At 41.3% G+C, this 24,319-nt stretch carries 23 protein-coding genes and 10 tRNA genes; 21 read left to right on the plus strand and 12 right to left on the minus strand.

Features of this window, described 5'->3' with window-relative positions; genetic code table 11:
* Positions 1 to 5: 5 nt before the first annotated feature.
* The 11 genes from HYD28_12775 to hemA form a co-directional block, all read right to left on the minus strand.
* Entirely contained in the window at positions 6 to 374 is a 369-nt protein-coding gene (locus tag HYD28_12775) for a DUF423 domain-containing protein (protein QLE09759.1), read from the minus strand.
* Positions 371 to 1,015: an alpha/beta hydrolase gene (locus HYD28_12780; protein QLE09760.1), complete on the minus strand. Its 645-nt coding sequence runs from the start codon at positions 1,013 to 1,015 to the stop codon at positions 371 to 373. Before HYD28_12780 ends, HYD28_12775 begins: the two co-directional genes overlap by 4 nt.
* 1 nt (position 1,016) lies before the next feature.
* Positions 1,017 to 1,913: a transcriptional regulator GcvA gene (locus HYD28_12785; GenBank protein ID QLE09761.1), complete on the minus strand. Its 897-nt coding sequence runs from the start codon at positions 1,911 to 1,913 to the stop codon at positions 1,017 to 1,019.
* Between the two features lie 100 nt (positions 1,914 to 2,013).
* Complete coding sequence (gene kdsA, locus HYD28_12790; GenBank protein ID QLE09762.1) at positions 2,014 to 2,868, minus strand: 3-deoxy-8-phosphooctulonate synthase; 855 nt, start codon at positions 2,866 to 2,868, stop codon at positions 2,014 to 2,016.
* Positions 2,869 to 2,877: 9 nt separating this feature from the next.
* The gene (locus HYD28_12795) at positions 2,878 to 4,131 is read right to left on the minus strand and encodes a DUF819 family protein (GenBank protein ID QLE09763.1); all 1,254 of its coding nucleotides are present in this window, start codon (positions 4,129 to 4,131) and stop codon (positions 2,878 to 2,880) included.
* A 16-nt stretch (positions 4,132 to 4,147) separates the two neighbouring features.
* The gene (locus tag HYD28_12800) at positions 4,148 to 4,975 is read right to left on the minus strand and encodes a tetratricopeptide repeat protein (GenBank protein QLE09764.1); all 828 of its coding nucleotides are present in this window, start codon (positions 4,973 to 4,975) and stop codon (positions 4,148 to 4,150) included.
* A 131-nt stretch (positions 4,976 to 5,106) separates the two neighbouring features.
* On the minus strand, positions 5,107 to 5,481 hold the full coding sequence (locus HYD28_12805) for a SirB2 family protein (protein ID QLE09765.1): 375 nt from the start codon (positions 5,479 to 5,481) through the stop codon (positions 5,107 to 5,109).
* 21 nt (positions 5,482 to 5,502) lie between these two features.
* Positions 5,503 to 7,041 (minus strand): DUF3369 domain-containing protein, encoded by a 1,539-nt coding sequence (locus HYD28_12810; GenBank protein QLE09766.1) that lies wholly within the window; start codon positions 7,039 to 7,041, stop codon positions 5,503 to 5,505.
* A 45-nt stretch (positions 7,042 to 7,086) separates the two neighbouring features.
* Entirely contained in the window at positions 7,087 to 7,929 is an 843-nt protein-coding gene (prmC, locus tag HYD28_12815) for a peptide chain release factor N(5)-glutamine methyltransferase (GenBank protein QLE09767.1), read from the minus strand.
* Positions 7,930 to 7,931: 2 nt separating this feature from the next.
* Positions 7,932 to 9,017: a peptide chain release factor 1 gene (prfA, locus tag HYD28_12820; protein ID QLE09768.1), complete on the minus strand. Its 1,086-nt coding sequence runs from the start codon at positions 9,015 to 9,017 to the stop codon at positions 7,932 to 7,934.
* Between the two features lie 7 nt (positions 9,018 to 9,024).
* Complete coding sequence (gene hemA, locus HYD28_12825) at positions 9,025 to 10,281, minus strand: glutamyl-tRNA reductase (protein QLE09769.1); 1,257 nt, start codon at positions 10,279 to 10,281, stop codon at positions 9,025 to 9,027.
* An 83-nt stretch (positions 10,282 to 10,364) separates the two neighbouring features.
* Between hemA and lolB the strand changes: the two genes are divergently transcribed.
* The 16 genes from lolB to HYD28_12905 all read left to right on the plus strand — a co-directional run bounded on the left by lolB (position 10,365) and on the right by HYD28_12905 (position 17,195).
* A complete protein-coding gene (gene lolB, locus HYD28_12830; GenBank protein QLE09770.1) occupies positions 10,365 to 10,952 on the plus strand; it encodes an outer membrane lipoprotein LolB in 588 nt (195 codons plus the stop codon).
* 2 nt (positions 10,953 to 10,954) lie between these two features.
* A complete protein-coding gene (ispE, locus tag HYD28_12835; GenBank protein ID QLE09771.1) occupies positions 10,955 to 11,821 on the plus strand; it encodes a 4-(cytidine 5'-diphospho)-2-C-methyl-D-erythritol kinase in 867 nt (288 codons plus the stop codon).
* Positions 11,822 to 11,900: 79 nt separating this feature from the next.
* Positions 11,901 to 12,848, plus strand: coding sequence for a ribose-phosphate pyrophosphokinase (locus tag HYD28_12840; GenBank protein ID QLE09772.1), 948 nt, complete (start codon positions 11,901 to 11,903; stop codon positions 12,846 to 12,848).
* A 152-nt stretch (positions 12,849 to 13,000) separates the two neighbouring features.
* Positions 13,001 to 13,612, plus strand: a complete 612-nt coding sequence (locus HYD28_12845; protein ID QLE09773.1) for a 50S ribosomal protein L25/general stress protein Ctc — start codon at positions 13,001 to 13,003, stop codon at positions 13,610 to 13,612.
* Between the two features lie 19 nt (positions 13,613 to 13,631).
* The gene (pth, locus tag HYD28_12850) at positions 13,632 to 14,216 is read left to right on the plus strand and encodes an aminoacyl-tRNA hydrolase (protein ID QLE09774.1); all 585 of its coding nucleotides are present in this window, start codon (positions 13,632 to 13,634) and stop codon (positions 14,214 to 14,216) included.
* Positions 14,217 to 14,250: 34 nt separating this feature from the next.
* Positions 14,251 to 15,342, plus strand: coding sequence for a redox-regulated ATPase YchF (gene ychF / locus HYD28_12855; protein ID QLE09775.1), 1,092 nt, complete (start codon positions 14,251 to 14,253; stop codon positions 15,340 to 15,342).
* Positions 15,343 to 15,961: 619 nt separating this feature from the next.
* Positions 15,962 to 16,038, plus strand: a tRNA-Met gene (locus HYD28_12860).
* Positions 16,039 to 16,098: 60 nt separating this feature from the next.
* A tRNA-Leu gene (locus HYD28_12865) sits at positions 16,099 to 16,183 on the plus strand.
* Positions 16,184 to 16,219: 36 nt separating this feature from the next.
* Positions 16,220 to 16,294 (plus strand) — tRNA-Gln (locus HYD28_12870).
* A 4-nt stretch (positions 16,295 to 16,298) separates the two neighbouring features.
* Positions 16,299 to 16,375 (plus strand) — tRNA-Met (locus HYD28_12875).
* Between the two features lie 88 nt (positions 16,376 to 16,463).
* Positions 16,464 to 16,548: transfer RNA gene (locus HYD28_12880), tRNA-Leu, on the plus strand.
* 40 nt (positions 16,549 to 16,588) lie between these two features.
* Positions 16,589 to 16,663 (plus strand) — tRNA-Gln (locus HYD28_12885).
* 67 nt (positions 16,664 to 16,730) lie between these two features.
* Positions 16,731 to 16,815, plus strand: a tRNA-Leu gene (locus HYD28_12890).
* Positions 16,816 to 16,855: 40 nt separating this feature from the next.
* Positions 16,856 to 16,930 (plus strand) — tRNA-Gln (locus tag HYD28_12895).
* Positions 16,931 to 16,997: 67 nt separating this feature from the next.
* Positions 16,998 to 17,082, plus strand: a tRNA-Leu gene (locus HYD28_12900).
* A 38-nt stretch (positions 17,083 to 17,120) separates the two neighbouring features.
* A tRNA-Gln gene (locus HYD28_12905) sits at positions 17,121 to 17,195 on the plus strand.
* Between the two features lie 177 nt (positions 17,196 to 17,372).
* Here HYD28_12905 and HYD28_12910 read toward each other — a convergent pair.
* Entirely contained in the window at positions 17,373 to 18,542 is a 1,170-nt protein-coding gene (locus HYD28_12910) for an FAD-dependent oxidoreductase (protein ID QLE09776.1), read from the minus strand.
* Between the two features lie 257 nt (positions 18,543 to 18,799).
* Between HYD28_12910 and miaB the strand changes: the two genes are divergently transcribed.
* From miaB to lnt, 5 genes are read left to right on the plus strand one after another with little or no spacing between them, the layout of a single operon-like run.
* On the plus strand, positions 18,800 to 20,245 hold the full coding sequence (gene miaB / locus HYD28_12915; GenBank protein QLE09777.1) for a tRNA (N6-isopentenyl adenosine(37)-C2)-methylthiotransferase MiaB: 1,446 nt from the start codon (positions 18,800 to 18,802) through the stop codon (positions 20,243 to 20,245).
* A gap of 49 nt (positions 20,246 to 20,294) precedes the next feature.
* Positions 20,295 to 21,347 (plus strand): PhoH family protein, encoded by a 1,053-nt coding sequence (locus HYD28_12920; GenBank protein QLE09778.1) that lies wholly within the window; start codon positions 20,295 to 20,297, stop codon positions 21,345 to 21,347.
* Positions 21,344 to 21,799 carry an rRNA maturation RNase YbeY gene (gene ybeY, locus HYD28_12925; GenBank protein QLE09779.1) on the plus strand — a complete coding sequence of 152 codons (456 nt, stop codon included), beginning with the start codon at positions 21,344 to 21,346 and terminating at the stop codon, positions 21,797 to 21,799. The genes HYD28_12920 and ybeY overlap by 4 nt, the downstream gene beginning before the upstream one ends.
* 22 nt (positions 21,800 to 21,821) lie before the next feature.
* Positions 21,822 to 22,706, plus strand: a complete 885-nt coding sequence (corC, locus tag HYD28_12930) for a CNNM family magnesium/cobalt transport protein CorC (GenBank protein QLE09780.1) — start codon at positions 21,822 to 21,824, stop codon at positions 22,704 to 22,706.
* Positions 22,687 to 24,234 (plus strand): apolipoprotein N-acyltransferase, encoded by a 1,548-nt coding sequence (gene lnt / locus HYD28_12935; GenBank protein QLE09781.1) that lies wholly within the window; start codon positions 22,687 to 22,689, stop codon positions 24,232 to 24,234. The genes corC and lnt overlap by 20 nt, the downstream gene beginning before the upstream one ends.
* Positions 24,235 to 24,319: the final 85 nt, after the last annotated feature.

Genomic DNA, 24,319 nt, shown 5'->3' on the forward strand with positions numbered 1-24,319 from the left:
AACCCTTAAAACTTATATCGTGCGGCTTGAACTAACAAAATAGCCCAACCAATAATAAAACAAACGCCGCCAATAGGGGTGATAGGCCCAAGCCATTTCATGCCCGTTAATGCGAGTAAATACAAACTACCACTAAATAGAAACGTACCTGCTATAAAAAATCCACCAGCCCAACTTAGGTTCATGCCCCACTTAATTAAGATAGCAATAGCTATAAGTGCAAGGCCATGCACCATTTGATACTCAGCAGCTGTTTTAAAAATCCCAATTGCGTATTCCGAGACACGGTTTTTTAAACCATGAGCGGCAAATGCACCAAGCATCACCGAAAACATGCAGAATAAGCTGCCAACCATTAAATATAGTTTGATCATTGCTCATCTCCTGCCACTAAATTAATAATAAACTTTGCTGCATAATCAGCAGCTTGCTGTAGATTCTCTTCTTCAGTAATTCCACTTTTTTTACGTGGTTTTAGTGAATGATCACCATCTTTGAGAAATTTGATTTCTGGCGGATTAATCATTTTAAGATCAGCGAGCTCTTGCTGATTTCCAAATGTATCGCGCTCACCTTGCAGAACTAAAAAAGGACATGGTATGTCTGCAAAATGCTCTATACGAAGTTTTTCAGGTTTTCCTGGTGGGTGAAACGGATAACCAAAAGCCACAACTCCGGCTATTTTAGCTAGGCTCTGCTCGGTACAAAGCATAGAAGCCATACGCCCCCCCATTGATTTACCACCGATAAATAAAGGCAGCTCTGGCTGTCTCTCTCTCAGCACCTCTGCAAAGTATGCAAGCAACTTAGGAGCACGCTCTGGCGGTCTTCGCTTGCCTGTCTCTTTTGCAATTTGCATATATTGAAAATCAAACAACGCCACATCAATATTGAACTGACTAATAAGTTTAGCCATTGTTTGCATAAACTCAGAGTCGCTGCCCGCCCCTGCGCCGTGTGCAAATATAAACTGTGCACGGGCATTGCCCGTTGCACTTTTAAACCACTGTAACATGTTAATACTCTTGTTCTTGCTCTACTAAGCTCAGCATCCAGTCTTTGAAAGACACTATTTTACCAAGCTCTGTTTGCGATTCGCGGATCACTAAATAGTAAGCATTTTTACTTTCTAATGAGTGATTAAACGGTATGACAAGTCGACCTGCATCAATATCAGGTTTAGCTAATACGCTATTACCAATAGCAACACCCTGACCATGCACCGCAGCTTGTAATACCATCGATGAGTGACTAAAAATTGGCCCTTGGTTAACTTGCACATTACGCACACCAGCCGTTTTCATCCAAGTTTTCCAATTTTTACGGGTCGTATCATGCAATAACGTATGATTCGCCAAATCACTTGGTTGATTGAGTGGCTTAGGGCCTGTTAATAATAATGGGCTACATAAAGGCACCAGATATTCAGTGTGCAGCTTATAAGTTTGCACCCCACTCCAGTGACCTCGGCCATAATAAATGGCAATATCGACATCGTCAGAAAGTGAATTCTCATCCTGATCTTGCGCTTTAATTCGCACATCAATCTCAGGGTGTAATTCATTAAATAAACTAAGTCTGGGCACTAACCATTGAATCGCAAAACTTGGCGTTAAGCTCACTGTCAGTGAACCTTTCGCACCTCGTGCAAGCAACTTTTCTGTAGCATCAATCAGCTGGGTAAAAATCTCTTTAATATCTAAAAAGTAACCTTGCCCTTCTTCGGTCAGCAATAACGAGCGATTTTTACGCAAAAACAGTTTTAAACCTAAATGCTCTTCTAGGGTTTTAATTTGGTGACTCACCGCTGCTTGCGTTACATACAGCTCTTCTGCCGCTTTAGTAAAGCTCAAATGACGAGCCGCAGCTTCGAATGCTTTTAGCGCATTTAAGGGAGGTAAACGACGAGACATAATCACCAAGCTTAGAATTAGTTTTTCTTATGCGTCGATTATAGCGATACAAATAAAAAAAGGCGACCATGGTCGCCTTTTTCATACTTAAATAGCAAGATTACAAGTCACTAGCGCTAGTATCTAGTGGTGCAAAGCTCTTAACCAAGTCATCAACCGCTTTCATTTGCGATAAATAACCTTCTAGTTTACTTAGTGCAAGTGCACAAGGACCATCACATTTTGCTTCATTAGGATTAGGGTGTGCTTCAATGAACAGACCTGCAATACCTAATGCCATACCACTACGCGCAAGCTCTGCAGCTTGTGCACGGCGACCATCCGCAGAGTCAGCACGACCACCAGGACGCTGTAATGCGTGTGTTGCATCAAAGATAACCGGCGCCATAGGCTTCATGTCATCCATACCTAGCATATCAACCACTAGGTTGTTATAACCAAAGCTTGTGCCACGTTCACACAGCGCAACGTTGTTGTTGCCCGCTTCATTAAACTTTTTAATGATATGGCGCATTTCATGTGGCGCTAAAAACTGTGGCTTTTTCACGTTGATAATGGCGCCAGTTTTTGCCATAGCAACGACTAAATCAGTTTGTCGAGCAAGAAAAGCAGGTAATTGAATAACATCAACAACTTCAGCCACAGGTGCGGCTTGATGCGGCTCATGTACATCAGTGATTAAAGGCACATTGAAAGTAGATTTAATTTCTTCAAAGATTTTTAAACCTTCTTCCATACCTGGGCCACGGTATGAATTAATTGAAGAGCGGTTTGCTTTATCAAAAGATGCTTTAAACACATATGGAATGTTTAGCTTTGATGTTACTTCTACGTAATGCTCAGCAATACGCATCGCTAAATCACGTGATTCAAGTACATTCATACCACCAAACAGCACAAATGGCTTGTTGTTGGCTAATTCAATGTCGTTAATTTTAATTAACTGGTTGTTCATTTCTATTCCTTAAGGTGCAACAGCTTGAAGCATTAATCCACAAATATAAGCCATGTAAGTACCTACACCGTAACCCAAAACAGCAAGTAAAACACCTACTGGCGCGAGAGACGGGTGGAATGCTGATGCAACAACAGGTGCAGATGCTGCGCCGCCTACATTCGCTTGAGAGCCTACTGCCATATAAAACAGTGGTGCTTTAATTAGTTTCGCGACGATTAACATTAAGCTTGCATGAGTAATCATCCAAATCGCGCCCAGTACAAAATACATTGGCGAGTCAAAAATCGCGGTAATATTCATATGTAAACCAATTGAAGCAACAAGAATATATAAAAAGCTTGATGCTACTTTTGAAGCACCAAAGGCTTCAATATGGCGAACTTTAGTAAATGATAAACTAATACCTATGGTGGTAGAAATAACAATCAACCAAAAGAATTTACTATTTAAACTATACTCTTGCGCCCAAGGGAAATTAGCCCCAAAAAACGGACCTAAAAAGTCTGCACAAAAATGAGCAAGGCCAGTAATACCAAAGGCAATAGCAATAATCGTCATGTAATCATTTAAGGTTGGCATACGCGCATGCTCAGCATGATACTTTTCAACGCGCTCTTTTAAATCTTCAATTGCACGAGTATCTGCCCCTGTTTTGGCATCAATCGCCTTATGATTAGCTGCCATTAATAACAACACCGCCATCCATAAGTTCGCCACGATGACATCAACAGTTACCATTGCAGAGAAAATATCACCGCCCACTTCAAACATTTCTTTCATTGATGCTTGGTTTGCACCACCACCAATCCAGCTACCAGCAATGGTCGTCATACCGCGCCATACAGCATCAGGGCCATGGCCTCCGACAGCTTCAGGGTAAACCGCACTCATTACTAAGATAGCGAGTGGTCCACCAATAACGATACCCATGGTACCCGTTAAAAACATTATTAATGCTTTAGGGCCAAGGTTAATAATGGCTTTTAAATCAATACTAATGGTCAGCAATATTAAGCAGGCTGGCAGTAAATAACGTGATGCAACAAAATAAACATTTGAAGAGTGACCATCAACAATACCAAAGGTATTCAGTAATGATGGTAAAAAGTAGCAAAGTAATAATGCCGGTACGTATTTATAAAATTTTTGGCACGCAGCATTATTACTGTGAGAGGTTTTAAAAATAAACCCCAAAATAACGGCAAGCAAACCAAGTACGACTGCGTCATTGGTAATTAGCGCACTGTGGGCGTCAGTCATAAATGTTCCTTTAAAATTAGTGGTGTGTATTATTGTTGTCTTCTATTTCAGCAATTTGATGCTGAATAACTTCGATAGCAGGATCATCTGGGCACTCGTTAATAAAGTACTGCAAATCATCGCGGGCCATTTTTGGGCAATCTAGCTGATTAAGTAAATAACCACGGTCACGACGCTCATAAGGGTCATCACCAAGTAATTCCATCAACATTTCAACACAATGCAAAGCATGACCAAATTTACTTTCGCTAATAAAAGACCATTTTTGCTGAGCTAAATATAATTTATATAGCTCTTCATCAAAAATCAGCTCAAGAGGTTCTTGTTCATCACCATTTTCTTCACACGCATTCTCTGGTGTTATATACCAGCTCTGCTGTCCCGTGCTGGGCTCAATTAAATAACCTTCTTCATCACTCATACCAACATGAACGTGCACGTCTCCTTGACTAAGAGTAACAGTCGCGTCCAATTCAGCATGTTGCAATAAATGACAAAGTAAAACTGCCAGCGTGGTTTGTGTACCACTGCGCATGGTAATGGTGTAGCTAAAACTATTTAACGTATACTCAGGCACTTTTAAGCTTGATGAGCTAAATAGCCATTGTTGATAAAAGGTATCAAGTAACTTATCGAGACGCTCATGTGGCTCTTTTAATTCAGCGCAAAGAGCTGTTACCGTGTCTTCAAGCTCATTGAGGGTGTCATAACAGGCTGTTAAATCAGCTTGATGATCCCACTTCAATTCAGCGTCGATACAACGATAAAGCACTTTCGAAGAAAATGCGTCAAAGGCCTCTTCTTGATAGGATTCATTTTGATCTTCAAACCAAGGGGTGGTCATTTATACTGCTACATCTCTTACAAAAACGAACAGCTAGTTTACCTACTTTTCCCCTAAGTTACCAATACTGAGCGATGAGATATAAAAAAGCGGTATGACAACCTAGGCCATCAAATACCGCTTAGAGATTCTTAAAGAAGAAGTGCTGTTTTAGCAGAGGCTAAATAGCCAATTGCCAATAAGATGAGTGTGGTGATTACAAGTAATACGAGCTTCGCACTTTTTGCATTTTGCTTAGCAGCAACAACACCTAACACAATGTATGCAATAACTAAGATTATCTTTTCTAATAACCAAGACTGCTCTAAAGGGTTAAGTCCTGCCATCACAATCAATACCACTGCAGAAACTAGCAGTAAAGTGTCGATACTATGACTACCAATAAATACCACTTTATTTTTTGCCAAAGTGCCCGATTTTAAGCGTGAAAACGAACGAACGTAAAATAAGATAATACTCAACACGGCAAACAGCATGTGAGTATGTTTTACTGCTAAATAATCCATATGCCCCTAATTTTGTTTTAATTAATCTGGATAACGTACAAGTACGTCTTCTATTTCTTCAACCCGCTGATTAAACACTTCAATTAACTTCGGATCAAATTGTTTGCCCTGTTGCGAGTTAATTTCCTTGATTACATCTTCAAGTGACCACGGCTCTTTATAACAGCGTTTATGACGTAGCGCATCAAACACATCAGCTAATGCTACAATGCGACCTGCAATTGGAATTTCCTCACCTTTTAAACCTTTCGGATAGCCTGAACCATCCCAACGCTCATGATGTGATAAAGCAATAATGGCTCCTGTATTAACAATGTCACGATTTGAATCTTTTAAAATTAAATGACCTTTTTCAGCATGCTGCTGCATGATAGCCCATTCTTCGTCGGTGAGCGGCCCTGGCTTATTTAAAATTGCATCAGGAATACCCACTTTACCTACATCATGTAGGGGCGCTGCTAAGCGAATAAGTTCAGCTTCGCGTTTGGGTAAACCATAGCCCAAGGCCAATTCATAGCAAATGTGCGAAACACGTTTTACATGGTTACCGGTTTCCGTTGAGCGTTGCTCTAACGCTTCACTAAGCCTAAATACTAACTCTTGCTGTGTTGCTTCAATTTCAGATTGTAACTGTACATTTTCATACGCCAACTGCACATTTTGTGAAAAAATTTCAATCAGATGACGCTGAGTGTCTGTTAAATGCTTAGGGATACCGGAAATAAATAACATCGAGTTGTGATTACATTCACTACAACAATAAGCAAATAAATAATTTTCACGGTAGACGATGGTTTTTTCGTTCAATGCTTGCTGGCAGGCTTGCAACTGCTCATTATCTAGGACTTCTTCGATAGCCTTACCTTCACTACGTTCAAACTCACCACGCCCCGAAAATACCACTAACTTCTTTTGATTATCCTGCGGGTTACTGGCAACTAAGCTTGTTGCATACATTGCTTGATCTACAGTACCGAGTAATGAGGTGAGTTGTTGCATCACCCCTTCAATAAAGCTCTCAAGTGAATGAGTTGAGAAAATATCACGTGATGCTTTAATAATTTTTTCAAGGCCTTGACGAGATTGCTCAATCGATAAAATGTCACGGTAAGAACGTAAACTCGACATAACCACGGTAAAAAGTTTTTGTGCAGTTAGCTCAGTTTTTGACTTGTAGTCATTGATATCGTAGTTAACTATCACTTGTCGCTCAGGTGCTTGACCTGGCTGACCGGTACGAAGAATGATACGAATGTGATTATTTTTTGCAGTTTCGCGAATAAACTTAGCAACCCTAAGGCCTGCGTCGTCAGTTTCCATTACCACATCAAGTAATACGATGGCAGCATCTGGATGCTGCTCAATTACCTCTTTGGCTTCTTCACCCGAATAGGCACTAATAAACTCTAAGCGTTTATCTTGAAATTCAAAGTCACTCAACGCAAGCTTTGTTACGGCATGTACTTCTGGCTCATCATCGACGATGATGACTTTCCAACTACCCTGAACCACCTCATTAACTTCATCAAGTGCTTCATCCGAAAACAAAAAATCATCCATTGTATGGGACCCTCAAAGGCTATGTACGCACAGTGCTCTTCATGATTATTTAGGCCATTGTGCTAAGGTTACACGGTCATTACCGCCAAGATCTTTAATTGTAAGTATATGGCTATACGACATTTGTGCAAAAAATTCTTGTACCTTCACACTTTGTTTGTAGCCATGTTCAATTAAAAGATAGCCATTTGTCGTTAAATAGTCACGCGCGCTAGTAATAATTTGTTTAATATCAGCCATACCGTCATCATCTGCAACTAATGCAGAGAGCGGTTCAAAGCGAACATCACCTTGGCTTAAGTGCTCATCATCATGTTCAATATACGGAGGATTGCTGACAATTAGGTCAAACTTTTCTGTACTTACTGCACTAAACCAATTGCTCAACGTAAAAGTGGCGTTGTTAATACTAAGTCGTTGTTTGTTCTCTTGGGCAAGCTCAACTGCATCAGCAACTCTATCAACCCCTGTCACCTGCCAACTTGGCATTTCACTGGCTAATGCTAAGGCAATTGCCCCTGTTCCCGTGCCTAAATCAAGCACCTTGGCATCAGCAGGTAATTCAAGACCTAAAGCATACTCAACTAAAGTTTCGGTATCGGGTCTTGGGATCAAAGTCGTTGGGTTAACCTTCAAAGGAAGGCTCCAAAATTCACGAAAGCCAACAATGTGAGCAACAGGTTCACCATTTAAACGGCGCTGACATGCTTTTTCAAAATCAAGTTGTTGCTGTTCGGTAAGTTGTTTTTCTGGCCAGGTAAATAAGTAACTGCGTGGTTTATCAAGAATGGATAATAAGAGGACTTGTGCGTCTAGCTTAGCACTGTCGCTGCTAGGCGTTAATAACGCCGTTGCAGCAACAATTGCTTGTTCAATGCTTTGCGGCACGATTATTCATCGCCCATCGCAGCAAGTAAATCAGCTTGGTGTTCTTGCATTAGAGGTTCAATAACACTGCCCAAATCACCTGCAACTACTTCATTTAAACGGTAAAGCGTTAAATTAATACGGTGATCTGTGATACGACCCTGCGGGTAATTATAAGTACGAATACGCTCAGAACGGTCACCACTACCTACTAGGTTACGACGCTCTGATGCTTCAGCCGCTTGACGCTTTTCATCTTCAGCTTGTTGTAAGCGCGCACCAAGTACTGACATCGCTTTAGCACGGTTTTTATGCTGTGAACGTTCATCCTGACACTCTACAACTACGCCCGTTGGAATATGCGTAATACGGATTGCTGAGTCAGTTTTATTTACGTGCTGACCACCGGCACCCGATGCACGGAAAGTATCTACTTTAATATCCGCAGGATTAATCTCAATTGCTTCCGCTTCAGGGATTTCAGCCATGACTGCTACAGTACACGCAGATGTATGAACACGGCCTTGCGATTCTGTCTCTGGTACACGTTGTACACGGTGCGCACCTGATTCGAACTTAAGCTGACCATAAACACCTTCACCTGAGATATGTGCAATCACTTCTTTATAACCGCCGTGCTCACCTTCATTAGTACTAACGACTTCCACCTTCCACTTTTTAGTTTCAGCGTAGCGACTGTACATACGGAATAAGTCACCTGCGAAGATAGCAGCTTCATCACCACCGGTACCGGCACGAACCTCTAGGTAGACGTTATTATTGTCTTTAGGGTCCTTAGGTAACATTAGAATTTGGATTTCGTCTTCTAAAGCAATTATTTGTGCTTTTGCTTCTTTATATTCTTCTTGCGCCATTTCACGCATATCAGGATCAGAGTCTTTTAACATTTCTTCAGCAGTAGCAACATCATCTTGTGCTTGTTGGTAAGCTAAAAATGCTTTTACGATTTCTTCTAATTCTGAGTATTCTTTAGATAAGGCACGAAAGCGATTTTGGTCGCTGATCACAGAGGGGTCGCTTAGTAGCGCTTGCACTTCCTCATAACGCTCAACTAAGGTTTCTAATTTTCTATAAACAGACTCTTTCATTTAACGACTATTCCTGATCAATACCTAACATTTTCTTTAATTGGCTTAACTCCGCTGCTTCACCTTTTTTAGCAGCATCTTGAATGGCACGGGTAGGTGCGTGCATCAAGCGGTTGGTCAGTTTGTTTGCCAACTCGAGTATAACTTTTTCAGCTTCTTTACCTGCTTGCAGCTGGCCTAAGGCTTTTTCGACAAGTTCTGACTTTATATCTTGTACATCGTTGCGATAATGGCGAATTAAATCCACCGAATCGAGTGAACGCAACCACATAGCAAATTCATCGGTACGTGAGCGAATAATAGCTTGTGCTTGCTCAGCAGCCTGCTCACGGGCGGCGATATTCTCGCTTACTATGGCTTGTAAGTCATCAACTGAATACAAATAGGCCGCATCTAATTCGCCTACTTGGCTCTCGATATCACGTGGTACTGCAATATCAATAAATAACATTGGTTTGTGACGGCGCTTTTTCAGCGCTTGTTCTACTACCCCTTTACCAATGATGGGCAAAGTACTGGCGGTTGAACTAATTACAATATCTGCATCATGTAAACGCTCAGGTAACTGAGCTAATGCAATGACATCCGCATTAACATCATCTGCTAACGTTTTAGCTCGTTCAATAGTACGGTTAGCAACTGTTATTTTTTGCGGATCATTTTGGTATAAGTGTTTAGCAACCAGCTCTATCGTCTCACCTGCCCCAATAAGCAATACATTGGTTTTATCTAATTTGCCATAAATGTGCTTAGCAAGATTAACAGCTGCATAAGCAACAGATACCGCACTGGCACCAATATCAGTTTCGGTACGAACTTGTTTTGCAACTGAAAATGTTTTTTGAAATAAACGGTCGAAGGTTACACCTATCGCATCATGGGTTTTCGCATTATGGTAAGCTTGCTTTATTTGCCCTAAAATTTGCGGCTCACCGAGTACTAACGAATCTAAACCACATGAAACCCGCATTAAATGGTTAATTGCTTCATGATCTTCATGATAATAAACATTATTGCTCAGTTCCTGTTCATCCAACCCATGGAAACTGGCTAACCAGTGCAACAGGGTTTGGGAATTACGCTCGGCAAGGCTACAATAGATTTCAGTTCGGTTGCAGGTCGAAACAATAACCGCCTCATTAAAATGCGAGTGACCACTTAATTGCTGCAACGCCTCAGACATTTGCTCTGGCGAAAAAGCGACTTTTTCACGTAATTCTACGGATGCGGTTTTGTGATTTATACCAAGTGCTACGATGGTCATATGTACCAAATATTGCTAAGCCCAGCTGTAAAGGCGTTAATTTTACCAAAAATCAGCGGAATATGGAAAGTAAGGAACGACATTTGATTAAACAATATTTGATTTTATTCATATTTTTTTTATTTATAGGTGGCTGTGCGCAAAAAATTTCAACAGTTGATTACATTTATCCCGACTGGAAAAGCCGATTAGAACAACAAGCTCAGTGGCAAGTACAAGGCAAAATGGCATTTATTAGTACAGAGCAACGCCAATCCGCCAATTTAAATTGGCAGCACGATGAGCAGCACAGTGAAATGGTACTCACCAGTTTTATTGGTACTCGCATCCTATCTTTAAAACAAAATGCACAAGGTGCTGAACTTGAATATGACGGCGATGTTTATACAGATAGTGATGCCTCAATGTTATTATATCGCCTAACAGGTTTTTCAATCCCATTAGATAACGCGGCAAAATGGCTAAAAGGAACTGTAGAAAACGAACAAGCCAGCTTTGATGAGCAAGGTCGTTTAAAAAAACTTATATGGCAAGCTCAAGATGGTCAGCAATGGCAGATTAGCTATTCAAATTACATCAAACATAATGGCTATTGGCTTCCTGTTAAGCTAAGCCTTAAAAACCAAAAAATTCGTATTAAAATTCAACTTAATGATTGGCAGTTAAATTAATAATGACGCAAGCTTCAACCGCCCCGCTAACTTTAATAGCACCAGCAAAACTTAATTTATTTCTTCATATAAATGGTCGCCGTGAAGATGGCTACCATGAACTAGAAACTTTATTTACCTTTTTAGAATTTGGTGATGACTTAACATTTACAGTGACCAATGATCTGGACATAAATGTAAAGGGTGATACCAGCGGCATTGAGTTAACAGACAATCTTATATACAAAGCAGCCCGTTTATTACAACAGCATTGTGATTGCCAACAAGGCGTTTCTATAGAATTATTAAAACGCTTGCCTATGGGCGGTGGCGTCGGTGGTGGTTCATCCGATGCGGCCACTACCCTATTAGCTCTCAATAAGCTATGGGGCTGTGATTTATCACTCGCAGAGTTAGCAAAACTTGGAGTAACATTAGGCGCCGATGTTCCGGTGTTTATTAATGGTCACAGCGCGATTGCTCATGGTATTGGCGAGCAGTTAGAAAATGTTGAATTACCGCGAAGCTGGTTTTGTGTTATTCATCCAGGGGAACATGTCAGCACCGCGAAAATTTTTACTCACCCTGATTTAAAACGCGACACTCCCAAGCTAAAAGCAGACTGGCAAATAGAAAATTTAGGCAACGATTGTGAGGCTTTAGTTAAAAAGCTCTGCCCCGAGGTTGAAAAAGCCCTGCAGTGGTTGCTAAAATACGCACCGTCAAAGATGACTGGTACAGGCGCTTGCTGCTTTGCTGAGTTTTCAACCGAGGCAGAAGCACAACAAGTTTTAGCTCAATTACCAGAAAAATGGACAGGTTTTGTTGCAAGTAGTGCTACACTTTCACCTGCTCATACAGCATTAAATGCTCACTTTGAAATGAAGTAACGTACAAGTAAATGTTAACGTGCTTTGGTGCCTACCATAGCCTGTTAGTCCCAAAATTCAGTGCCTGAGGAACCCTACCGTGCCTGACATGAAGCTCTTCGCTGGTAACGCAACACCTGAGCTAGCTCAAAAAGTTGCAAAACGTTTGTATATTGAATTAGGCGATGCTGTTGTTGGCCGTTTTAGTGACGGTGAGATCAGTGTTCAAATTAATGAAAATGTTCGTGGCTCTGACGTTTTCATTGTCCAATCAACCTGTAACCCCACTAACGATAACCTGATGGAGCTTATCGTTATGGTTGATGCCCTACGTCGTGCATCTGCTGGACGTATTACCGCAGTTATTCCTTATTTTGGTTACTCACGTCAAGACCGCCGCGTGCGTTCTGCGCGTGTTCCAATCACAGCTAAAGTAGTTGCAGATTTCCTTTCAAGTGTTGGGGTTGACCGCGTTCTGACGGTTGATTTACACGCTGAACAAATCCAAGGTTTCTTCGACGTACCAGTTGATAACGTATTTGGTAGCCCAGTGCTACTTGAAGATATGAAAGAACGCGACTTCGATGATGTTGTGGTTGTTTCTCCTGACATCGGTGGTGTTGTTCGTGCTCGTGCAATCGCTAAGCTATTAAACGACACAGACCTTGCTATTATTGACAAGCGTCGTCCGCAAGCAAACGTTTCACAAGTAATGCACATTATTGGTGACGTTGAAGGTCGTGACTGTATCATCGTTGATGATATGATCGATACTGGTGGCACTTTATGTAAGGCAGCGGCAGCACTTAAAGAGCACGGTGCAAAACGCGTATTTGCTTACGCAACTCACCCTGTGCTTTCAGGTGATGCAGCTGAGAACATCCGTAATTCAGTGATTGACGAAGTTATCGTAACTGACTCAATTACATTAACTGATGAGCTTAAAGCAATTGATAAAATCAAAGTGCTCACGCTTGCAGATATGCTTGCTGAAACAATCCGTCGTATCAGCAACGAAGAATCTATTTCAGCGATGTTTGAACACTAATCAAAGTCACTGAAATACTATAAAAAGCACCGCCTAGGTGCTTTTTTTGTAGTCGTTATTTATTTTCCCTGAAAGGGGTGGTATGATAGCGCGCCTTTTGGCTGGGGACCTTGGTCGCAAAGGCCCTAAGACTATTAATTATTGGAGACATTATGTCAACTTACACATACAATGCAGAATTACGTACAGAAACAGGTACTGGTGCGAGCCGCCGCCTACGCCGTGAAGATAAAGTTCCTGCAATCCTTTACGGTGCTGACAAAGAAGCTGCATCAATCGTTCTTGCACACAAAGATATGATCAAAGCGCAAGAAGACGAAGGTTTCTACACGCATATCCTTACTTTAAACATCGGTGGCGAGTCAGTTGAAGCTATCCTTAAAGATATTCAACGTCACCCGTTCAAGCCTAAGATCACTCACTTAGACTTCCAACGTGTAGATGCTACTCACAAACTTCACACTAAAGTGCCAGTACACTTCATCGGTGAAGACAAAGTAACTAAAGCAGGCAACACAGTTGTTCACCAATTAACTGAAATCGAAATCACGTGTCTTCCTAAGTCACTTCCTGAGTTCGTAGAAGTTGATGTTGCTGATCTAGTAGCAGGTGATTCAATCCACCTTTCTGACCTTAAACTTCCTTCAGGTGTTTCATCTGTTGAGCTAGCTAAAGGCGCTGATCACGATCAGTCAGTTGTTACTATCAAAGCTAACAAAGCAGCTCCTGCTGAAGACGAAGCTTCAGAAGACGCTGCAGAATAATTTTTAAGGTGTAAACACCTTGAATTCTATTCAAATGCTTGTGGGCCTGGCTAATCCAGGCCCCGAATACGCAAATACACGCCATAATGCAGGTGCTTGGTTCATCGAAGAACTGGCTGCACGTTATAACTGCACACTCAAACATGATCCAAAATATCACGGCCTCACTGGCAAAGTGATTATTCAAGGCCAAGAATTTAAATTACTGATCCCTACGACTTATATGAATTTAAGTGGTAAAGCGGTGAGTAGTCTCGCTAATTTCTTTAAAATTCCTGTAGAGAACATTCTCGTTGCACACGATGAAATGGACTTAGAACCAGGGGTTGCAAAACTTAAAAAAGGTGGTGGCCACGGCGGTCACAACGGTTTAAAAGATATTATTGCGAAAATGGCAAACCAAAAAGATTTCATGCGTCTTCGTATTGGCATTGGTCATCCTGGTCACCGAGAAATGGTAACAGGCTGGGTGCTAGGTAAAGCTGCGAAAGACGATCAAGAAAAAATGGACGCCGCCGTTGACGAAGCAGTTCGTTGTATGGAAATACTTGCAAAAGATGGTGTGTTAAAAGCACAAAACAGACTACATTCATTTAAACCTTAATCCGTTTTAATGAAATTACACAAGGTATCTTACTATGGGTTTTAAATGTGGCATCGTTGGTTTGCCAAACGTTGGTAAATCAACACTATTTAATGCACTAACTAAAGCGGGTATTGAAGCCGCTAACTTCCCTTTCTGTACCATCGAACCAAATACGGGTGTGGTACCGGTTCCTGATGCGCGCTTAAATGATTTAGCCGCTATCGTAAATCCTCAGCGTATTTTACCAACGACGATGGAATTCGTTGATATTGCCGGTCTAGTAAAAGGTGCATCTAAAGGTGAAGGTTTAGGTAACCAGTTCCTAGCAAACATTCGTGAAACAGATGCGATTGGTCATGTTGTTCGTTGTTTTGAAGATGAAAACATTGTTCACGTTGCTGGCACAATTGACCCTGCTGATGATATTGATGTAATTAACACTGAATTAGTACTGGCTGATATGGACAGTGCTGACAAAGCCATTTTACGTAATGCTAAAAAAGCTAAAGGCGGCGACAAAGACGCTAAAGAACAAAATGCTGTTTTAGAAAAAGTGAAAGTACATCTAGATGAAGGTTTAACGTTACGTTCTTTAGAACTAACAAAAGAAGAACAGGCTGCAATTAAGCCTCTTAACTTCTTAACAATTAAACCAACTATGTACATTGCTAACGTAGCAGAAGATGGTTTTGAAAATAACCCTTACCTAGATAAAGTACGTGAAATTGCTGCTGCAGAAGATGCCGTTGTTATTCCAGTATGTGCTGCTATTGAATCTGAGTTATCTGAGCTTGAAGAAGAAGATAAATTAGAATTTATGGCTGACTTAGGTTTAGAAGAGCCAGGTCTTAACTTAGTGATCCGCGGTGGTTACGAGTTACTTAAATTACAAACATACTTCACTGCAGGCGTAAAAGAAGTACGTGCATGGACAATCCCTGTAGGTGCAACTGCGCCACAAGCTGCGGGTAAAATCCACACTGACTTTGAGCGTGGCTTTATCCGTGCACAAACTATCGCATTTGATGACTACATTGCGTTTAAAGGTGAAAGTGGTGCTAAAGAAGCAGGTAAAATGCGCCAAGAAGGTAAAGAATACATCGTTAAAGATGGTGATGTAATGAACTTCTTATTTAACGTATAAGCATTTTCGCTAGTTTTATTTTAAAAGGCTCGTTATTACGAGCCTTTTTTATTACCTAAGTTTTGCTAGCTTTGTAGATAATGCTAGTCTTAAAGATGCCTGTCACTTTAGGGGATTAATGTTCTTTAATTTATGTGTATTGATTGCAAATCGTATTTTTACACATATGAATTAAGCAAGCTGATCTCAACAACAGTTTAACCAGAAAGTTAATAAGGTCAGTATCAATTCAATCTACCCTATTGCTGAATTAATGAACCAATAATAGGTAAAAGTGCAAACTATTTTTAGCTAAAGTGCTTATTGAAAACCCTTAACTTTGACTTTTATGCGATTAAACTGCCTAAAAGAACACACTAACTAATTTTGCAACTTGATTTTTGTTTAAAAATCAATCAGATTAAAATCAGTGTAATAGCAACCTCAAAGCAGATTGCAGTTTTAAATTGGCAAATAGCTGTCAAAAAAACAGCAATTCAAATGAAATTTAGCCACTTAGCTTAATTTTAGCGCAAACAAACACAGATAAGCGTTTTTTTGCAAAAAAGGTGTTGACGGATTTAGGTCATATCAGCATAATACGCCCCGCACTCAGCGATGAAGTGCTAACAAAAAAGATGGCTAAGTAGCTCAGTTGGTTAGAGCACATCACTCATAATGATGGGGTCACAGGTTCAAATCCCGTCTTAGCCACCATTCTTTTTGTTGCTCAATGAAGAGTTTAAAATAACTACCAGTACTTTAAGTACAAATGATGCGGGAGTGGCGGAATTGGTAGACGCGCTGGATTTAGGTTCCAGTAACTTCGGTTGTGAGAGTTCAAGTCTCTCCTTCCGCACCATGTTCTTGATAAGAACTAAAACTATCAAGCTTTTGTTGGGATATCGCCAAGCGGTAAGGCAGCAGGTTTTGATCCTGCCATTCCCAGGTTCAAATCCTGGTATCCCAGCCACAATGGCTAAGTAGCTCAGTTGGTTAGAGCACATCACTCATAATGATGGGGTCACAGGTTCAAATCCCGTCTTAGCCACCATTCTTTCTTTAGAATGGCTCTACAGGAGTTTAAACTGTACTCAATGAAGAGTTTAAAATAACTACCAGTACTTTTAAGTACAAATGATGCGGGAGTGGCGGAATTGGTAGACGCGCTGGATTTAGGTTCCAGTAACTTCGGTTGTGAGAGTTCAAGTCTCTCCTTCCGCACCATGTTCTTGATAAGAACCAAAACTATCAACTTATTCTTTGTTGGGATATCGCCAAGCGGTAAGGCAGCAGGTTTTGATCCTGCCATTCCCAGGTTCAAATCCTGGTATCCCAGCCACTTTCTCTACCAAGAGAGTGTTGAAGAATGTCTCTAGCTAAGAGTTGAAAGTAGCAACCCTTTTGATGCGGGAGTGGCGGAATTGGTAGACGCGCTGGATTTAGGTTCCAGTAACTTCGGTTGTGAGAGTTCAAGTCTCTCCTTCCGCACCATGTTCTTGATAAGAACCAAAACTATCAACTTATTCTTTGTTGGGATATCGCCAAGCGGTAAGGCAGCAGGTTTTGATCCTGCCATTCCCAGGTTCAAATCCTGGTATCCCAGCCACTTTCTCTACCAAGAAAGTGTTGAAGAATGTCTCTAGCTAAGAGTTGAAAGTAGCAACCCTTTTGATGCGGGAGTGGCGGAATTGGTAGACGCGCTGGATTTAGGTTCCAGTAACTTCGGTTGTGAGAGTTCAAGTCTCTCCTTCCGCACCATGTTCTTAAGTAGAACTAAAACTCTTCAAGTTTAGCGTTGGGATATCGCCAAGCGGTAAGGCAGCAGGTTTTGATCCTGCCATTCCCAGGTTCAAATCCTGGTATCCCAGCCAACTAACTTCCCTTTCTAATTTCTAATTTCTAATTTCTAATTTCTAATTTCTAATTTCTAATTTCTAATTTCTAATTTCTAATTTCTAATTTCTTCAAAATTGTACTCGATTATATCTACATAAAAAAACGGGCTAATTTTCATTAACCCGCTTGTTAGTATTGATTACGAATTTGTATTAATCTAATGTCCCGCTGATAGCATACTTTAACACCCAGTTTTTTGCAGGACCTGTATTATTTGCAAGCTTTAAAAACTTACTGCGCACCCAGCTAAGTGGTTTAACCTCATTTGAAAAGCCAAAGTAACACGCATCCATCATACTCATCATTAGTAAATTAGCGTGACGGCGTTTTTTCTCATAGCGTTTTAATAAATCATGGTGACCAACATCCTGTTGTTCTGCCAAAATATCAGCCAACGCGACGACATCCTGAAAACCTAAGTTCACGCCCTGACCTGCAAGTGGGTTTATTGTGTGAGCCGAATCGCCAACCAAAACTAAACGCCCCTGTGAATAATCATTAGCATGTTGGCGTGCAAGTGGAAAAACGGCATGTTCAAGTACCTCAAAGTCGCCTGGTAGCTCAGGAAAGTGCTCTATAAGCTTTGCTTTCAGTTGTTCATTTGAGAGTTTATGCCATTGCTTTAATACCGCAGCGTCGTGATAGCAAATTAAATTGGCATACGGTGCCTGCATTGGCAAAAACGCCACAGGTCCGGTTGGGGTAAATTGTTGCCATGTTTTTACTTGCTGCGGTGCATCTAATTTGATTAAAACCCCCATGCAGTGTTGGCCGTACTGCCAACCCGTTACACCTAAGCCAGCTTTGGTACGTAATTGGGACTGTCCGCCATCTGCAGCAACAACTAAATCAGCGGTATATTTAGTATCACCATAATGTAAGGTAATTGCATCAGGCGTTTGACTAATATCTGTGATTAGTGACGTTTGTTCTATTACTTCAATGTTGTACTTAGCAAATTGTTGCCAAAGACTGGCTTGTATTAAATTATTTTCTATTAAATGACCTAAATGTGTTTCGCCAATATCTTTGCAATCAAACAATAGATTCTCGTCTTGCTGCTGGTAGGCTTCAAGCTGTTGATAAGGCGCGATGCGATTTTGCCTAAGTAACGGCATTGCACCTAGGTCGTCGAGTAAGTTTTCTGAAAAACGATTAATAGCCGAAATGCGAATATCTACTTTATCTGAACTAAGAATGTGATCAGCATCTATAAGGTGCTTTTCAATGACGGTGACATCCCTACCCTGTTTAGCCAGTGTTACCGCTGTAGCAGCGCCGACCATGCCACCACCGACAATTATTACCTTATTTTTATTCATTTAATATTCGCTCATTTGGCTATTAAAATACGCGACAAATTGTAACGTAATTCAATATTGCGTGTCAGTGCATTTACCGCTTATGAATTTCAAAACAGTAACTTGTTTGATTTCACACCACAAAGATAAAAACTATACTTGGATCTGTGCGGGTATCCAGCTAAAATACGCGTCCTTTAGGTCGGCATACTGCCACTTAATCCTGTTTCTAACACATTTTTGTGTCACTACCGAATTGAAAACGAGGCTATATTTCAATGAGTAAAAAGCTGCATATTAAAACCTGGGGTTGTCAGATGAACGAGTACGACTCTCAGAAGATGGCTGATCTACTAGATGCGACTAACGGCTATCAGTTAACTGAAGAAGCTGAAGACGCAGACGTGATCTTACTCAATACCTGTTCAATCCGTGAAAAAGCACAAGAAAAAGTATTCCATCAGCTTGGCCGTTGGAAACTGTTAAAAGACGACAAACCAGAATTAATCATTGGTGTTGGTGGCTGTGTTGCCTCGCAAGAAGGTGACTCGATTCGTCAACGTGCGCCGTTTGTTGATGTAATCTTTGGCCCGCAAACATTACACCGCTTACCAGAAATGATTAAGCAAGTGCAAAGTGGCGACTGCAGCTCGGTAGTTGACGTTTCATTCCCTGAGATTGAAAAGTTCGACCGTTTACCTGAGCCAAAAGCGGAAGGCCCTACTGCGTTTGTATCAATTATGGAAGGTTGCTCTAAATACTGTACATTCTGCGTAGTACCTTATACGCGTGGTGAAGAAGTAAGCCGTCCACTTGATGACGTATTACTTGAAGTAGCACAACTTGCAGAGCAAGGCGTTCGTGAAGTGAACCTACTTGGACAAAACGTAAATGCGTATCGCGGTGAAACTCATGACGGTGAGATTTGTTACTTCTCTGACCTACTACGTTATGTAGCTGCAATTGACGGTATTGACCGTATTCGTTACACCACATCGCATCCTGTAGAATTTACGCCAGATATCATTGATGCGTATGCAGACGTACCTGAGCTTGTTGATCACCTACACTTACCAGTACAAAGTGGTTCAGACCGTATTCTTAATTTAATGAAACGTGGTCACACTGCACTTGAGTACAAATCTACAATCCGTAAGCTACGTAAAATTCGCCCTAACCTAAGCATGTCATCTGACTTCATCATTGGTTTCCCTGGCGAAAGTAAAGCTGACTTTGAAGCAACCATGAACCTAATTAATGATATTGGTTTCGATATGAGCTTCAGCTTTATCTACAGTGCGCGACCTGGTACTCCTGCTGCTGATTTACCTGATGATGTGACAGAGCAAGAGAAAAAAGAGCGTTTATACCTTCTACAGAATCGTATTACGCAAATGGCACAACAAATCAGCCGACAAATGTTTGGTACTGAACAACGTATTCTAGTTGAAGGCCCCTCTAAAAAGAATCCTATGGAATTACGTGGCCGTACCGAGAATAACCGTGTGGTTAACTTTGAAGGCCCTCACTCAGTGATCGGTCAATTCGTTGATGTACGTATTACAGAAGCATTGCCAAACTCTTTACGTGGTGAGTTAATTCGTACAGAATCAGAAATGAACTTACGTCGTGATGTGGCACCTTCAGCTATTTTAAGTAAAGCTGCTGAAGCTGAGGCCGCTGCGGCCCCTAACGAAATTGGCGTTGCTACTTTCGTACCTTAGGGTGACACTTGGTGCAGGTACTGCCTGCACCCATCAATAGGAAGCAATTTTGAGTAATCAGTTAAAAACATTAGAGATTTATTTAGAACCCGCCGACAACAAACGCCTTTCATCTTTATGTGGTCCGTTTGACGAAAACATTAAGCAAATTGAACGCCGCCTTGGTGTTGAGATAGCACACCGTGATAATTTCTTCAGAGTAACCGGTAAACTGCACCTTGCAGCAGCGGCTGTTGAGATCCTAAAAAACCTCTATATTGAAACTCAACCTATTCGCGGCCTGATTGGCGAAATTGAACCTGAAGCCGTACATTTGGCGATTAGCGAATCAAATGCTCTTGAGCAAGATGAAAATCCAGGTGTATATGGCAAAGACATGGTGATTAAAACTCGCCGTGGCGTTATTAAACCGCGCAATGATAATCAAGGCGTGTATGTTGCTAATATTTTGCATCACGATATTACTTTCGGTATTGGCCCAGCCGGTACAGGTAAAACTTATTTAGCCGTTGCAGCAGCTGTTGATGCCTTAGAGCGTCAAGAAATTCGCCGTATTTTATTAACCCGCCCTGCAGTTGAAGCAGGTGAAAAGCTAGGCTTTTTACCGGGTGACTTAAGCCAAAAAATCGACCCTTATTTACGCCCATTATACGATGCGTTATTTGAAATGCTTGGCTTTGAGCGAGTTGAAAAGCTGATTGAGAAAAACGTGATTGAAGTAGCGCCCCTTGCCTACATGCGTGGTCGTACACTGAATGACGCGTTTATTATTCTCGATGAAAGCCAAAACACCACAGCAGAACAAATGAAAATGTTCTTAACCCGTATTGGCTTTAACTCAAAAGCGGTAATTACTGGTGATATTACACAAGTCGATTTACCCCGTGGTGCTCGTTCAGGTCTTCGCCATGCCATCGAAGTATTAAACGGTGTAGATGAAATTAGCTTTAACTTCTTCCAATCACACGATGTGGTGCGCCATCCGGTTGTTGCCCGTATCGTTGAAGCTTATGAGCGCAACGATGAAGCAGAGCGTTTAAAACGTGCAGAGAAACAACGTGCGAAAGAAGCGCAAGCAAACCAACAAGAAGCAAACTCGTGACCGAATTAGATTTACAAATAGCCTGTGAGTTTGACGACTTACCAAGCTTTGAACAATTCCAGCTGTGGGCTGACAAAGCCCTTAGCAATTACCGTGAAGATGCAGAGCTGACCATAGTGATCAGTGATGAAGCGCAAAGCCAGCAGCTCAACAATGATTACCGCGGCAAAGATAAACCGACTAATGTCTTATCTTTTCCATTTGAAGCACCACCGGGCATTGAGTTACCTTTAGTAGGTGATTTAATCATTTGTCCGGCCATTGTTTTAGCCGAATCAATTGAGCAAGAAAAGACCTTTCACGACCATTTTGCCCATATGGTTATCCATGGATGCTTGCATTTACTTGGATTTGACCATATAAAGGACGAAGATGCACTTGAAATGGAAAGCATAGAAAAGCAATTACTTGCCGATCTGAACATCGCTGACCCATATCGAGACGATATTTAAATTAACGGAGCAATTAGACGCAATGAGCGACGACAACTCGCAAACTAGCCAGGGTTCTTCTGGCAAAACGTGGCTGGGCCGCATAGCCCAAATGTTGCAAGGGGAACCCCAGAATAGAGAAGAGCTGGTAGAAGTAATTGCCGATGCGCAAGAACGCGACCTTATCGACCCTGAAACCAAAGACATGATTGAAGGGGTACTAGGTGTATCAGAGCTAAAAGTGCGTGACATCATGATCCCACGCTCGCAAATGGTGACCTTAGAGGTTGATACACCTTTAGAAGAACTATTGCCTATGATGGTTGATTCAACACATTCACGCTTTCCAGTGGTGTGTGAAGACAAAGACCATGTTGAAGGTATTTTATTAGCAAAAGATTTATTACCACTGATCATCAATAAAGATGATCAACTACCTTCATTACGTGAATATTTACGCCCTGCGGTTGTAGTGCCTGAGAGTAAACGTGTTGACACGCTCCTAAATGAGTTTCGTCAACAACGTTACCACATGGCTATCGTTATTGATGAGTATGGTGGTGTGTCTGGTCTTGTAACTATCGAAGATATTCTTGAAATCATCGTTGGTGAAATCGAAGACGAGCACGATGAAAGTGAAGACCTACAAGATATTCGCCAAGTTGCAAAGCACGTTTACGCTGTGCAAGCACTGACTGAAGTTGATGACTTTAACGAATATTTTAAAACCGGTTACAGCACCTCTGATGCTGACACCATAGGTGGTATTGTTTTACATGCATTTGGCCATATGCCAAGCCGTGGTGAAACCATCGAAGTAGAAGGCTTACACTTTAAAGTCACTAACTCAGATAACCGCCGCATCTTACAATTGCAAGTCACCATTCCAAAGGCTGATGATAACGACAGTGAAGAAACTGCTAACTAACCTAAGCCACCTTGCAAAAGATAAAAAAGCCTGGCTCGCACTTGTTGCGGGCCTCTTTTTAACCTTAAGTTACGCACCCTATAACCTATGGTTTATAACTTTTCTTTCTCTTGGTGCCCTGCTCTACTGCATAAACCCACTCGCAAACGGTAAATTAGCTGCTAAACAAAGTGCTAAATATGGCTTTATATTTGGTTTAGGCTGGTTTGGCGCCGGCATAAGTTGGGTTCATGTATCAATAGCGACCTTTGGTGGTATGCCGTTAATAGCATCACTATCATTAATGGTGCTGCTATGTGCTTATTTAGCTCTGTATCCTGCATTAGCCGCTTGGCTGACTACACGCCTTGCTAAAGGCCCATATAGCTTTATCTGTTGGTTACTAGCCGCTATAGCAACCACAGAGTACTTACGTGGCACATTGCTGACAGGCTTTCCTTGGCTTAGTTTTGGTTACACGCAAACAGACAGCCCACTTAATTTTTTAGCGCCCGTAATTGGCGAGTTCGGTATCACGCTTGTATGCATGTTAATTGCGTTTGCCTTATATCGTATAGCATACAAAGATGCTAAACCACTTATCGCCTCTGTGGCTCTTTTAGCAGGCTTATGTACGATTGCAAACAGCAATCAGCTTCACTACCAAGACAAAACTATTAAAACTGTACTGGTGCAGGGTAATATTAAACAGCATCTTCGCTTTGAGCCGTCTGAGTTTTGGACGACGATGAGCAAATACCAAGATATGACTCGCCTACATTGGAATGCAGATTTAATTGTCTGGCCAGAGGCAGCAGTCCCCGAGCTTGAAGCATTATCAACCGAGTATTTAACAGGCCTCAATAGTGCTGCAACGTTTAATAACACTGCACTTATTACCGGCATCGTCGATTACCAATACGACACGCGTAACATTTTTAATACTTTGATTGTGCTGGGTAAAAAAGAACAAGAAGACAGTGAGGGTGATTATCAGTATTTAGGTAAAAACCGCTACCAAAAGCATCAGTTATTACCCATTGGTGAGTTTGTGCCGTTTCAAGATTTTCTGCGCCCAATCGCACCACTGTTTGACTTGCCGATGTCATCTTTCACCCGTGGTGATGAAGTGCAAAACAATTTACGCGCAAATAGCTTAAATATCTTGCCGGCTATTTGCTATGAAATTGCCTTTGCCGATTTAGTTCGTGGTAATTATCGCAGCGATTCTGATATCTTATTTACGGTTAGTAATGATGCGTGGTTTGGAGACTCTCATGGCCCACATCAGCATATGCAAATAGCGCGTATGCGCGCCCTAGAATTACAGCGCCCGTTAATTCGAGTTACTAACAATGGTATTAGTGCCGTTTACGACCCCATCGCTAAATCACAATTAGCTATGCCGCAATTTAAAGCGGATGTACTCGAAGCCAATATCACTTTAATTAAAGGTGATAGTATTTACAGCCAATATGGTAATTGGCCAGTATGGGCCGTAGTCATATTACTCAGTACTGTTGGTTTGATTTTAAGACTCAAAAAATAACAAAATAAAAGGCTTCATTATGAAGCCTTTTTTGTGTTTTATACTCATTCGCTTAACTAAGTGAACAAGTACTATTGCAGATTAA

Origin of the sequence: Pseudoalteromonas shioyasakiensis, from assembly GCA_013391845.1 — a bacterium.
Lineage (GTDB): Bacteria > Pseudomonadota > Gammaproteobacteria > Enterobacterales > Alteromonadaceae > Pseudoalteromonas > Pseudoalteromonas apostichopi.